Raw genomic sequence first — 13112 nt, forward strand, 5'->3', positions numbered from 1 at the left:
CTTTCCGTCCGGGCTTGCCCCGGCGTTTCTCTCCCTGATTAGCCATCCCAACCAGTGAGCCGAAGTGCGTGAGCACTCGGGTTTTGGGTGTGTTGGGTTTGCAAGCTCTCTCGGCGATTTTACCCGAGGCCTTACGGCCATTCGGCTCACTTCACTTGGGGAGGTCTTTCGCGTTAACCCAGTAGGTCGATATCGGGTTCGCCGAAGACCTGGTCCGTCGTTTCTTCGTCGCTGTCAGATTTCGACGTGTCCGCGGCGAGCGACTCGACGGCTTTTTGAAGTGCCTCGGACTGTGTGGCGTCGACGGTCTTTTGCAGCGGTTCGCTAAGTGTGTCGCCGAGTGCGAGCGCGTCAAGGTTGATCTGCCGACCCAGTGGTGCGATCTTGGTTTCGATCTTAGGTACTGGAGCGATCTCAGTTGCCTTCGATTCCGCGGCAATACCACGCTCTGCACCGGAGTCGCCACGAGGAGAAACGGGTTCGCCGCCCGGTTCGTTGCCAACGGTGCCGCTGCTGGTTCCCGTCGTGTTGAGTTCGTTGATCACGAGCAACGCGTCGAGCGAGGTGACCATTCCGTCGTTGTTGACGTCGTAGCCGTAGGCTGGGTCGCCCTCGCCGACTGGTCCGGGGCCGAAGCTGTTGAGGTAATTGATGATCGCGAGTGCGTCGCTCGCGGTGACGTTGCCGTTGCCGTTGACGTCTTCGGGGAGGTCGTCATTGTGGAACGGTTTGTCGTTTTCGAGAACGGCGATGTTGAATTCAACTTCGACCGCTTCGACGCCGCCTGACTCGGGGGTGGCGGTAACCTTCAGCAAAATCTCGTCGTCGATTCCGGGGGTGCGTTCAATGAACTCGTCATCGGCGAGTCGCAGGATCGAGTCCTCGAAGATGAACCGTGGGTCGTCGACGGTGAGTCGGTGCCCGTTGGCGGCGGGGTTGCCCGCGATGGTCATCTCGCCGACGATATCACCGGGTTCGAGTTCGAGCACCGAATGGTTGGTCAGGGAGAAGTTCTGCGGAGTTTCCGGAGCGTCGAGCACCGTGATCACGATCGCTTTGGTAAACGAGTCTTCTTTGAACGAGGCGGTGATGTTGATCGAAACCGTCATCTCGGCTTCGTGGTCGAGCGCCCGGTCGTCTTTGAGTTTCAGTTCGCCGAAGACGACTTCGAATCGATCGTCGTCGACTTTCAGCGTGTGGATGTCCTCAAAGTCCTCGTCAATCACCGTGATTGTTTTGATGATTTCGCCGGGACGGTTTTCCCGAACGCTGGCCGAACCGGGCAGGATGTCCGTCACCGGGTCGTCGGCATCGGTGATCGAAAGAGTCGTCGCGTACTCAATCGTGGTGTCGGCGTCCGGATCGCTCACTGAGATAATCAGCGGGATTTCCCATTCCGTTTCGAAGTCGAGGCGTCCCGGTCCGACAAAGATCAGTTGGTCGTTGATAATGTCGAAACGGTTGTCTGGGACGCGGTTGTCGTTGAGGACTTCGATCTCGAATTGATTCAGTTGATCAGGATCGATGATGTTGATGATCCCGATCGCATCAAACTCCCCATCGACGTCGGCTGGAAGGATGTTTTCGGGGACCGGATCAATGACTGCCTCGATGTCCGAGGGGGCGTCCGGGACGGGCGTGACGTTGATCGTGATGGTGGCTTCGGTAGAGTCTCGCCCGTCGTGCAGGATCACTGTGAACGTGTCGGTGCCTTCGAAATTATCAAAAGGCGAGTACGTCAGGCTGCCGCTGGGATTCAAGGTGGCGAGTCCCGAGTTCGGGGCGCCGGTCGGCAGGACGACGAAACCGGTGTCTCCCTCGGCATCAACGGCGGTGCTGAGCAAACCGGGGGCGGGCGTGATCAGGTCGTTGTCTTCGGCGACCGACAATACCGGCGGAACCGAGAACGCGGGGGCGGAGTTATCGCCGATCAGTCGGACGCCAAAGCTCGCGGGCGTTGAGTGGGTGCCGGCAACCTGAACGCGAGCGGGGCCTGCCCGTCGCAGTGATACTTGGGTCATCCCGGCGGCGCCCGCAATCGCGAGGCTATTCAAGTTCGCGTCGAGCGAAACGGCTGCGATGTCACCGATGGCTGACAGGTCGATAGCCAGGTCAGCGACGACCGAACCCGTTTCGCTGTCGAGCAACCGCAGTCCGGCGTCTTCGGTAGAACCTTCACCGCCGAAGGAACGCGGCGACAGTGTCACGATCAGTCCGCGGGATGCGTCGATGCCCGCGATCGATTCGGTGTCGTCGATCGTAAACAGCGTTGCCAGGTTCGCGGAGTCGACGTCGTGAACCGAGAGGGCGTCTCCGGATCGCAGCACCAGCAAACCGGCTTCATCGTGGAAGGCGACTACTTCGCTGGCACCGCTGACGACAATCGGTGCCGACAGCAGCGACTCGTCCGAATTGCTCCAGAAACTTACCGCGAGGGTTTGCGTGGTTCCGCCGTTTCCGTCATCGACCAAGGACGCGTGGCTGATCACGCTGCGGGTTGGCCCGTCGTTGGTTCGCGGGGTCGAATCGCCGGTGATCACCGATCCGGCCGCCACCATCACTCCGGTCGCCGAGACCTCGAGGGCGCCGCGGTCGATCGCATACAGTTCGCTTTCGCCGGTTTCTGAGTCGGCCGGTCCGATCGCGATTCCACGGCCGACATCGTCCACGCCGAGTGAACCGAACGAGACTCCTCCGCCGGGAGTGAACAACGCGTCGGCCTCCGACAGCGATTCGCTCACGATCGAAATCGCGGTACCGTCGTTCGTTTCGTTGGCGACGAGGATGGATCCGTCGGCGAGCCGAGAGAGATGGTCGATGTCGCCGGTGAAGATGAACGGCGTGCCGAGGTTTCCGTCGCTGCCGACGATTTGCAGGTTCGCACCGCTCGCGAGGATCGCCGGAGCGATTCGTTGCTCAGGGCCACCGGATCCGAGCGGGGTGGCGGCGATCACGGCGGAAATGTCGCTCTGCAGGACCGCGTCGTGAAGGACCGCCGCCGACATCGGAGTCGTCTGGGCTTGGGTGCGGGTGGCGTTGAACAGCCGCAGGGCGTACTCGCCGTCGGCCATGTCTTCGAACGCAAAATTGCCCGCCGCGTCCGAGAGCGCGTACTGCTCGCCGGAATCCATTCTCGCGTTGTTGTTTTGGTCGATGTAGACCAATCGTCCGCTCAGCCCCGATTCCGTCTCGTCCTTTCGAAACGAATCGTTCGCGTCGTGAAAGACGCTTCCCACGATGGCGGCGAGCACCCGCCGGTCATCAAGGACCTGGAGCGAAAGCCTGCGGCGGGTGCGGCGCGGGGGACGTGGCATGGGAAAGGTTGTGCGGGGAAATGATTTCGGATGCGGGGGGAGCCCATCTCAGTACGCGTCGCCGGTTCTGACAAGCCGCCGTGGATTCCGGAAGCCGTCGGTCTTGGAAACCGCTGCTGCCCCGGCGAGGTGCGCTCGACCGCGGGAGTGTGACGTTCGACGAGGGGGAAAAGTTCCCCTTGGTGGGGAGAAAGACCGGCGAAAAACGTCGTCACCAAGATTCAGTTGGCCTATTATAAACGCCGGCGGGTTCGCTGAGTCACCGCAAAACCTGATGGAATGGTCGCAATTATCCTGATCTTAAGAAACGATCCGAGACGTCATCACGGTTGGTTTTGGGGGCATCGAACGACCCGCCGAGCAGTTTTCTGCAAGGTTCGTTTTGTTCCCGCATGATTCGTTCTGCGAATTCCTTTTTACGAAGCTCTGAGTCTTGCGTGCCCTCCGCCGCGGGGGCTTGTTGCTCGTTTGAATCAATCCGCTTTCGTTCTTTACTTCCTTTTCGGTAGCCCCACGATGATACCGTGCCTGTCTTTTTCCTTGGTTCGTCGCCTCGCCGCGTTCGGTTTCGTGGTTTGGGCGATGACTCTCATTATCGTTTCGACGCTGGTTCCTGCTCCGACCGCGTTCGCCCAGGATCCCGGTTTGGGGCCCTACGGCGGTGGGCCTCCGCCGGGTTATGGGCCTGACGGCGAACCGCAAGCCGCCGACCCGAATGCGTTGCCGCCGGCGAATTTGACGACCGGACCGACGCCGGCCGCCGTTTGGCAATTGACTCAGCCCGATTGGCAGCCGCTCTTCCAAGAAATCGGTCGCCTCGCCGAAGCCGTCAAGGTGCCGGCGCCGCCGCGTCCGGAGGGCCCGACCCTCCGCAACGAGGCCCACGTGGCGTATCGCTATGGGCATCTCGAGTTGGCCCGCGAGCTGTTCTTTGCCCATGCGGCGTTGGCCGACACACAGGCGGTCGAGGACCTGAAGAAACTCCGTTTTTGTGCCTACTATCGACGCCCGGTGTGGTCGCTGCGTTGGGGCGTCTCGATCGGGCTGCACGGTGACACGCATGTGACCGACTACGCACCGATTCGGCTGAGCGGCCAGAGCGGTCGCGGCGGCATGAATAATTTCGACGGCGGGATGGATGAGTTCGACAGCCCCGATTTTGGAGGCCGAGGAGGCCCAGGAGATCCAGGCTTTGGCGGTCGAGGTGGCCCGCCCGGCATGGGGCCTGATGGGATGGGCCCGCCCGGCGTGGGACGCGATGGAATGGGGCCGGACGGCATGGGGCCAGGCGGTCCAGGTTTCGACGGTCCGCCGGATGATTTGATGATGGAAGAGGAGATGATGGGGGCCGGCGAATTTGGAGGCCAGTTCGGAGGCCCCGGACGTGGTGGATCCCGACGGGCAGCGATCTCCATCCCCGAGCCCCAGGTCACCGACCCGCAAGTCACCGAGCGGTTCGACGAATTGATGGGGGCGGTCGCGTCGACCGTTGCCGACGGGATGCGATCTCGGATCGAGGCGGGGCAATTCGGCAACGCGTTGGTCAGCGTGGATCCGGATGCGAAGAACCAGGGGTACCAGATCGGCGGCGAAGGAGTCCCGCAGGCCGAACGCCGGATGTGGATTCCTGGAGTGGTCTATCTCGGCGAAGGCAGTATCCAGCAAATGTCCAAGGCTGCGGTCGACGCGAACGTCGAGTTGCTGCTGCATTTTGACGTTGCGTTGAAAGAGGTGCGGGGCGGATCGACGCAGAATATCACGCGGGTAAAGATCGTCGATTGCGTCAACGGAAAGACCGTGGTCCTCTCGGGGGCGATGGACAGTCGCGAGGTGCAGCGTCTGCAGCAGGCCAACCGAGGCACCGTCGATAGTTATCTCAGTGAAGCTCTGGAGAAATTTTGGGGCATTCTCGACAGTCGTTTCACCGTGATCGACTTCCCGTCGCTCACTCCTGAAGTCGCCCGGCGAAGGGTGGCCAGTTTGCTAGGCGATAACTCGTTGTCGACGTTGCGAAAACTGGCCGAAATCCGATTCCTCGGACTCTCCGGTTGGCTCACCGAAGAGGAGGTGGAGCAGGCGTTTGATATCGCGGTGGGATCCGACGGGATGACGATTCTTTATGGAGCGCCAACCGATGCGATTCGGACGCTCCGAGAAATCGCGTTGCGAGATCTCAACGAATCGTCCTGAACGGTTGACCGCGGCAGGAATTCTCGACGCGAACTGTCGGGAGGAAGTCTCTCTCTGTGGAGTCATCTCTGCGGAGTTTGTCACGCCGGAGCCATTCTCGCCGACCTGTTTGACCGCAGGAGTTGGCTTTCTCGAACCTCTTATGAAACGATTGTTTGTCAAGGAAGAGGCCTTATGGACCGACTCACTCCTGCCGAATTACCGGGCCCATCGAGCAATCGCTTCTCGAGGTATTTCTGTTTGCGGGATACCTGTCCGGGCCTTCCTGTGATGTCGCTCGTGTTCTCTGCGGTTGTGCTGTCGGCGCTGGCTGGGTGTTCGGATCCGGGACGCGACACCTACCCGGTTTCCGGTTTGGTGAGGTTTCCCGACGGGACGGTGTTGCGAGACGGTTCGGTCGAATTTGAGATTGTCGGGCGAAAACCGGCGGTCACCGCAACGGGGCAAATCGGACCTGACGGTACGTTCACCCTCGGCACTTTCGCCGCCGACGACGGGGCTCTCGCGGGGAAACACCGGGTCGCGGTGTTCAGCAGCCATCGGATCGGGACCGGGGCGGAGCGTCCCGGAATGATCCCGGAAAACCGGTTGCACCCACGTTACCGCAGTTTCGATTCCTCGGGCATCACGCTCGAGGTCCAACCCGCCGAGAATCAATTCGTGATCGATGTCGAATTTGCCCCAGAAACCGGGGGCTAAGCGACCGTGATGGCGGTGAAGGATACCTTGTTGGATCGGTGGTCGTCTGACTAAAGTGTACGGCGCCAGAGAGTTTTCGCACCAATAGTTGTTTTTGAACACGTTCCGTGAGGCCGGGATCTATCCCGTTTTTGATGACCGATTCCAATAATGTCGCCGAAGTCGAAGTCGCCCAAAACGAACTCGCACATAGCCTCGGTGAATTGCAGAAATCCGCCGACATCGACATCAATACCTATGAGACGCAGGAGTGGCTCAGCTCTCTCGAGTATGTGCTCGAAAGCCAGGGCCCCGAACGCGTCAAGTTCCTCATCGATCAACTTCGTGACCGGGCCGCTGAACACGGCGTCCCGTTGACGGCCGATACGTCGACGCCTTACGTCAACACGATCCCTCCTCAAAAACAACCCGCATACCCGGGTAACCGCGAGCTCGAACGCCGCATCAAATCGATCATCCGCTGGAACGCGATGGCGATGGTCGTCCGAGCCAACAAACGCGGCGGCGGCGTCGGTGGTCACATCAGCACCTTCGCCAGTAGCGCGACGTTGTACGAGGTCGCCTTCAATCACTTCTTCAAAGGCCGCGGTGCGGACGGCTACTCGGGTGACTCGGTTTACTTCCAAGGACACGCCTCCCCCGGAATGTATTCGCGTGCCTTCGTCGAAGGTCGACTCGATGAAGAGAAGCTCGAAAACTTCCGCCGCGAACTTTCCGAAGGTGGCGGACTGAGCAGTTACCCGCACCCTTGGTTGATGCCTGAGTTCTGGGAATACCCCACCGTCTCGATGGGCCTCGGCCCGATCATGGCGATCTACCAAGCCCGCTTCAACGAATACCTCAACGACCGCGGCCTGAAGAACACCAAGGGCCAAAAGGTATGGGCGTTCCTGGGTGACGGCGAATGTGACGAACCGGAAACCCTCGGTGCCATCGGACTGGCGTCGCGCGAAAAACTCGACAACCTGATCTTCGTGATCAACTGCAACCTGCAACGTCTCGACGGACCGGTTCGCGGTAACGGCAAGATCATCCAAGAGCTCGAGTCGATCTTCCATGGTGCCGGATGGAACGTGATCAAGGTCATCTGGGGCAGCGAATGGGATGAACTGCTCGCTCGCGACAAGACCGGCCTGCTCGCCAAACGGATGAACGAAGTCGTCGACGGTCAGTATCAGAAATACACGTCGATGCCGGGCAGCTACATTCGCGAACACTTCTTCGGCAAGTACCCCGAGTTGCTCGAACTGGTCAAACATCTCTCCGACGAGAAACTCGAACGCATTCGTCGCGGTGGACACGATCCGGAAAAGGTCTACGCGGCCTACAAGCAAGCCGTCGAACTGAACAACGGCAAACCGACCGTGATCCTCGCCAAGACGGTCAAGGGTTACGGGCTCGGCGAAGCGGGTGAGGGACGAAACGTCGCTCACAACCAAAAGAGGATGAACGAAGCCGAGTTGCTCGAATTCCGAACCCGGTTCGGCATTCCGATCAGCGATGAGGAAGTCGGCAACGCACCGTTCTACAAACCACCGGCCAGCAGTGCCGAGATGAAATACCTGCAGGAACGCCGCAAAGCTCTCGGTGGACCTGTCCCGAGCCGCCCGGCGTCGCCTCCAACGATGGAAGTTCCGTCGATGGAAGATTTCGGCAAACTGATCGGCAAACTCGAAAACAAGAGCATCAGCACCACGTTTGCTGTCGTGCAAACCCTGATCGCGATGTGCCGAGACAAGAAAATCGGCAAGAACGTTGTGCCGATCGTGCCCGACGAATCGCGAACGTTCGGCATGGAAGGCATGTTCCGCCAGTTCGGAATTTACGCTCACGCCGGACAGCTCTACGAGCCAGCCGACTCGGACCAAATCGCGTTCTACAAAGAAGCCCAAGACGGTCAGATCCTCGAAGAAGGGATCACCGAGTGTGGCTCGATGAGCAGTTTCAACGCCGCCGGTACCGCGTATAGCTGCCACGGTGTGAACATGATTCCGTTCTACATCTACTACAGCATGTTCGGCTTCCAACGGGTCGGTGATTCGATCTGGGCCGCTGCCGACATGCGTGCCAAGGGCTTCCTCGTCGGTGGTACCGCCGGACGCACCACGCTCAACGGCGAAGGTCTGCAGCACCAAGACGGACACAGCCTGCTCAACGCGATCGCGTACCCGACCGTGCGTGCCTACGACCCGGCGTTCGCGTACGAAGTCGTCGTGATCGTGCAGGAAGGGTTGCAGCGGATGTACGCCGACGGCGAACAGTGCCTCTACTACATCACGGCCGAGAACGAAGAGTACATGCACCCCGAAATGCCGGAAGGTTGCGAAGAAGGCATCGTGAAGGGGATGTACAAATACAAGAGCGTCGAAGCCGACGGGGCGAAACAACGCGTCCAACTCTTCGGCAGCGGTGCGATCCTGAATTGTGCCTTGAAGGCGCAGGAAATCCTCGCCGAGAAGTACTCGATCTCGTCGGACGTTTGGTCCGTGACCAGCTACACGCAGCTCCGCCGCGAAGCCGGTGCGTGTGATCGTTGGAATCGACTGCACCCGACCGAAACGCCTCGCAAGAGCTACCTCGAGGAAACACTCGAAGGCGTTGAAGGCCCATTCATTTCGGCGAGCGATTACGTCCGTGCCCTCGGAGAGCAGTTGACGCCGTGGATCCCGGGCGACTACTACGTGCTCGGGACAGACGGAATGGGACGCAGCGAAACTCGCGAGGCCCTCCGTCGTCACTTCGAAGTCGATGCCGAGTCGATTGTGATTGCGACTCTCTACCGATTGGCGAAGGCCGGGGAATACGAAATGGCCGACGTCGCCGCGGCAATCAAAGACCTCGACTATGATGCCGACAAGATCGACCCGTACTTCGCGTAACGTCGCGAACGGGGCCGAGCGGCCAGGCCACAGGTGGGCCTGAAACGCTTTGTCTGTCACCTTTGTTTTTGCACCTGTTACCTGCTGCCTTTCACCTCCTATCTCTTTTTTGCACTCATGCCTGCAGTCAAACTTCCTGAACTCGGCGACGGTATCGAATCCGGCGACGTCCTCGAAATTTTCGTCTCCGTCGGCGACGTCATCAGCTCCGGCGATGACATCGTTGAGATGGAAACCGACAAAGCCACCGTGCCTGTGCCGTCGGATGTCGGCGGGAAGGTGACCAAGATCCTGATCAATGAAGGCGACACCGTGCCGATCGGTGGCGAACTGATCGAAGTCGAGGCGGCCGAAGGTGCTGCCGCCGAACCGGCCAAGCCAGCCGCTCCCGCACCCAAAGCGGAAGCCGCTCCTGAGCCCGCTCCTGAGCCCGCTCCGGCGCCGGAGCCAAAACCGGAACCGACACCCGCTCCGGCGTCTCCAGCCCCGACACCCGTTTCGGCTGCACCTCCCGTCAACGAACCAGCCAAACCGGCCGCTCCTGTTGCACCGGCAACGATCGAACGGCCGATGGCGGAAAGCGTCACCGTCGCCGATTCCGGTGCCATCCCCGCCGGACCCGCGATCCGTCGTCTCGCACGCGAAACTAGCGTCAACTTGGCCAACGTCCAAGGCACCGGACCGGGCGGACGCATCACCCGCGATGATGTTCTCTCCGCAGTCCGATCGGCCAGCCAAGCCAAACCTGCCTCGACCGGCGGATCAGCTCGTCCGCCACGGCCTGCCGCGTCGGCATCGGGCGGAGACGCCAGCCTGCCCGGCACCGAAGGCCAAGACGAATTCGGCCCGATCCGTGTCGAACGCATGAGCAAGATCCGCAAGACGATCTCTGCTCAAATGCACGTGTCCTGGTCCAGCGTTCCACGTGTGACCAACTTTGACGACGCCGACATCACCGATCTGGAACGACTGCGTCAATCCAGCAAGGACGACTACGCGGCTCAGGGTTTGAAACTCACCACGATGCCGTTCTTGATCAAAGCCGTCGCCACCGCCCTGCGTCAGCACCCCGCCATCAACGCGGTGATCGATAGCGATAACGAGCAGATCATTTACAAGGATTACGTCAACATCGGAATCGCCGTCGACACCGACCGTGGTCTCGTCGTTCCGGTCCTTCCCGATGTCGATCGGATGGGCATTCCGGACATCACGCGAGCCCTCGCCGAAACCGCTGGCAAAGTTCGCGGTGGTCAATTCGCCGTCAGTGATCTCAAGGGCGGATCGTTCACGATCAGTAACCTCGGCGCGATCGGTGGCCAGTACAGCACGCCGATCGTCAACGTTCCCGAAGTCGCGATCCTGTTGGTCGGACGCAGCCGCAAACTGCCTGTCGTCATGCCCGATGACACGATCCAACCTCGTTTGATGGTGCCGCTGAGCCTGTCGTACGACCATCGTTTGGTCGACGGAGGCACCGCTGCTCGATTCCTCAACGATGTGATCAGCTACCTGCAGGCACCGAGCCGTTTGCTGCTCGCCCTCTAGGAAACGTTCGCGGCCCCGAACATCGGATAGGTCATTCTCCGCATCGCACTCTGGTTGCGATGCACTGCATCACCGATGGCTTTGGCCGCCTGAATCTTGTTTTGCGTTCGGCCATGAGTCGACGCAGGTCGTTCAGCAGGTCCGTTACCCACGGCAGCGTGCCCACCACTGGGCACAGAACGCTCGGTAGCCGGACCTTCTCAATGCGGACGATTGCTAGAGACCAACTCTAGCCGTCACGCTAAACTGAACGAGTGGTGCGTGATGATCTCATTCGCTCTCTCGCGACATCGCCTTTGAAAATCAACGTTGAGTCTGGACGTCGGGATCGTTGTGATTGTTGTCAGGCAATCGCTGTCCGCGTCCGGATCGATCACCCCGCAGCCCCGCCCGAACGGACTCGCCTCCCGGCCAAGAGACGACGGAATCCATGTCATCGAATCTGCGCATTCTCGTCGGTATCTGTACCTACAACGAAGCAGGCAACATCAAGGCGATGCTGCAGCGGATCGGTGACGCCCTACCGACGGCCGATATTTTGGTGGTGGATGATGATTCTCCGGACGGCACCGCGGCCCGCGTGGCAAAGTATGCGGAGGCGAACGGAAGGCAAGATTCCATTCGCTGCATCGTGCGCGAAGAACGAGGGCTCGGCGGAGCGATTCTCGCCGCGATGAATGCCTCGATCGAAGGCGGCTACGATCTCTTTTGCAATCTCGATGCGGACCTATCGCACGACCCGGCTGACCTGCCGCGTTTGGTCTCGGCCGTTGCCGACGGTTTTGACGTCGCGGTAGGGTCCCGGTACGTGCCCGGCGGGGAAATCGTGGGGTGGCCGGTTCGTCGCAAATGGATGAGCCGGTGGATCAACTGGATCACCCGATTCAGGCTAGGGCTGCCGGTTAACGATGCGAGTGGATCGTTCCGGTGTTACCGAGTCGCCGCACTATCGCGACTGGACCTGAACGATCAGCCTTCGGAAGGCTATTCGTTTTTACAGGAAGTGTTGCTGAAACTTCACCGCCAAGGTGCCAAGTTCACCGAAGTGCCAATCACGTTCACCGAAAGAGCGGTCGGCGATAGCAAATTGGACTTCCGCGAAGCCGTGCGATCGGGGTGGACGGTGCTGCGTTTGCGATCCAAGCATTCGTGAAATAGGCGTTCGCGGATCCGCCTGTCAATTTGCCGCCTTCCGCTTTGCCGCCTTCCGCTTTGCCGGTTGACGCGCCCGCCGGCGGGAACGTCCGCATGCGATTGTGCGATTCGTTGGTATATAATGTTGTTCGCCTTTCACCATTCGCCTCCCGCCTTCCGGAATCCCTCACTGATGTCTCACCCCGAAGATTCGGTTTCTCGTCGTAGTCTCTTATCTCGTTCGCTGGCAACTGCCGCGGGTGCCGCCACGTTGGCGTCGGCGGGCTCCGCCGTTGCCGCAGAGTCGGTTGCCGAGGCGCCGGCAGGCCAATCCGCCGACGCGAAGAAAGGTCGATTGAATCAATCCGTTTGCAAGTGGTGTTATCGCAAGCTCAGTTTAGAAGAGATGTGCCAAGCCGCCACGAAGTTTGGTTTGGTCGGGATCGATCTGCTCGGGCCAGACGATTTCCCGACGCTGAAGAAACACGGGCTCGTTTGCACGATGGTCAGTTCGCACTCACTGACCAACGGATTGTGTGACAGGAAGTTCCACGACGAAGCACTCGAAAAGATGAATGCGGCGATCGAGGCAACCGCAGCAGAAGGTTGGAAGAACGTGATCTGCTTCAGCGGGAACGCCCGAGGAATCGATCGCAAAACCGGAATGAAGAACTGCGTCGATGCGTTGAAGAAGATCGTTCCCGTCGCCGAAGCCGCAGGCGTCACGCTGCAGATGGAACTGCTCAACAGCAAAGTCAATCATGCGGATTACATGTGCGACAACAGCGAATGGGGCGTCGAGTTAGTGAAGCAAGTCGGCAGCGATAACTTCAAATTGCTCTACGACATCTATCACATGCAAATCATGGAAGGTGACATCATCCGCACCATCGAGAAGAATCATCCGTACTACGGTCACTACCACACCGCGGGCAACCCAGGTCGCCACGAACTCGATGACACGCAGGAATTGTTCTATCCACCGATCGCCCGCGCGATCGCCGACACCGGTTTCCAAGGCTACTTCGCTCACGAATTCCTGCCGGTCGGTGACCCGCTCGCCGGACTCGAAAACGCCGTCGCCCAGTGCATCGTCTGATCGACGTGCAGGTGTTTTTTTAAACCGGTGCATGGCGAGATCATTTCCAATTTGGACCTGCCGACTTTGAATACGATCGAAATCGTTTTCAGGAATGTGGTAGCCGACGTCGCCAGGCTTCGGTGAACTGAATTCAGGCGAGTCTAGTGACGAGAACCGGACACGTTAAACTTCAAAATGTTCTAACCGCCGGCGCGCGCGCCGAATGATAAATAATCGATCGCGACGGAGCGATGCGGTCATGCGAAA

Annotated in this window: 7 protein-coding genes; 6 read left to right on the forward strand and 1 reads right to left on the reverse strand. The window is 59.8% G+C overall.

Going from position 1 to position 13112, the window contains the following annotated elements:
- Nucleotides 1-173: 173 nt before the first annotated feature.
- Nucleotides 174-3314 carry a dockerin type I domain-containing protein gene (locus RSSM_RS29965; protein WP_144060232.1) on the reverse strand — a complete coding sequence of 1047 codons (3141 nt, stop codon included), beginning with the start codon at nucleotides 3312-3314 and terminating at the stop codon, nucleotides 174-176.
- Between the two features lie 582 nt (nucleotides 3315-3896).
- Here RSSM_RS29965 and RSSM_RS29970 point away from each other — a divergent pair.
- The 6 genes from RSSM_RS29970 to RSSM_RS29995 all read left to right on the forward strand — a co-directional run bounded on the left by RSSM_RS29970 (nucleotide 3897) and on the right by RSSM_RS29995 (nucleotide 12863).
- Nucleotides 3897-5504: a hypothetical protein gene (locus tag RSSM_RS29970; RefSeq protein ID WP_201767243.1), complete on the forward strand. Its 1608-nt coding sequence runs from the start codon at nucleotides 3897-3899 to the stop codon at nucleotides 5502-5504.
- A 174-nt stretch (nucleotides 5505-5678) separates the two neighbouring features.
- Nucleotides 5679-6203: a hypothetical protein gene (locus RSSM_RS29975; RefSeq protein WP_236621492.1), complete on the forward strand. Its 525-nt coding sequence runs from the start codon at nucleotides 5679-5681 to the stop codon at nucleotides 6201-6203.
- A gap of 134 nt (nucleotides 6204-6337) precedes the next feature.
- Nucleotides 6338-9082: a pyruvate dehydrogenase (acetyl-transferring), homodimeric type gene (gene aceE, locus RSSM_RS29980; RefSeq protein WP_008688811.1), complete on the forward strand. Its 2745-nt coding sequence runs from the start codon at nucleotides 6338-6340 to the stop codon at nucleotides 9080-9082.
- Between the two features lie 117 nt (nucleotides 9083-9199).
- Nucleotides 9200-10630, forward strand: coding sequence for a 2-oxo acid dehydrogenase subunit E2 (locus RSSM_RS29985; protein ID WP_044304037.1), 1431 nt, complete (start codon nucleotides 9200-9202; stop codon nucleotides 10628-10630).
- 430 nt (nucleotides 10631-11060) lie between these two features.
- Nucleotides 11061-11783 (forward strand): polyprenol monophosphomannose synthase, encoded by a 723-nt coding sequence (locus RSSM_RS29990; protein ID WP_008688820.1) that lies wholly within the window; start codon nucleotides 11061-11063, stop codon nucleotides 11781-11783.
- Between the two features lie 174 nt (nucleotides 11784-11957).
- Nucleotides 11958-12863 (forward strand): hydroxypyruvate isomerase family protein, encoded by a 906-nt coding sequence (locus tag RSSM_RS29995; RefSeq protein ID WP_008688822.1) that lies wholly within the window; start codon nucleotides 11958-11960, stop codon nucleotides 12861-12863.
- Nucleotides 12864-13112: the final 249 nt, after the last annotated feature.

This window comes from Aporhodopirellula sallentina SM41 (assembly GCF_000346505.1).
GTDB lineage: Bacteria > Planctomycetota > Planctomycetia > Pirellulales > Pirellulaceae > Rhodopirellula > Rhodopirellula sallentina.

Coding starts and splice junctions, on each gene's coding strand:
- RSSM_RS29985 (WP_044304037.1), top strand. CDS start 9,200: ATGCCTGCAGTCAAACTTCCTGAACTCGGCGACGGTATCGAATCCGGC.
- RSSM_RS29970 (WP_201767243.1), top strand. CDS start 3,897: ATGACTCTCATTATCGTTTCGACGCTGGTTCCTGCTCCGACCGCGTTC.
- RSSM_RS29965 (WP_144060232.1), bottom strand. CDS start 3,314: ATGCCACGTCCCCCGCGCCGCACCCGCCGCAGGCTTTCGCTCCAGGTC.
- RSSM_RS29995 (WP_008688822.1), top strand. CDS start 11,958: ATGTCTCACCCCGAAGATTCGGTTTCTCGTCGTAGTCTCTTATCTCGT.
- RSSM_RS29990 (WP_008688820.1), top strand. CDS start 11,061: ATGTCATCGAATCTGCGCATTCTCGTCGGTATCTGTACCTACAACGAA.
- aceE (WP_008688811.1), top strand. CDS start 6,338: ATGACCGATTCCAATAATGTCGCCGAAGTCGAAGTCGCCCAAAACGAA.
- RSSM_RS29975 (WP_236621492.1), top strand. CDS start 5,679: ATGGACCGACTCACTCCTGCCGAATTACCGGGCCCATCGAGCAATCGC.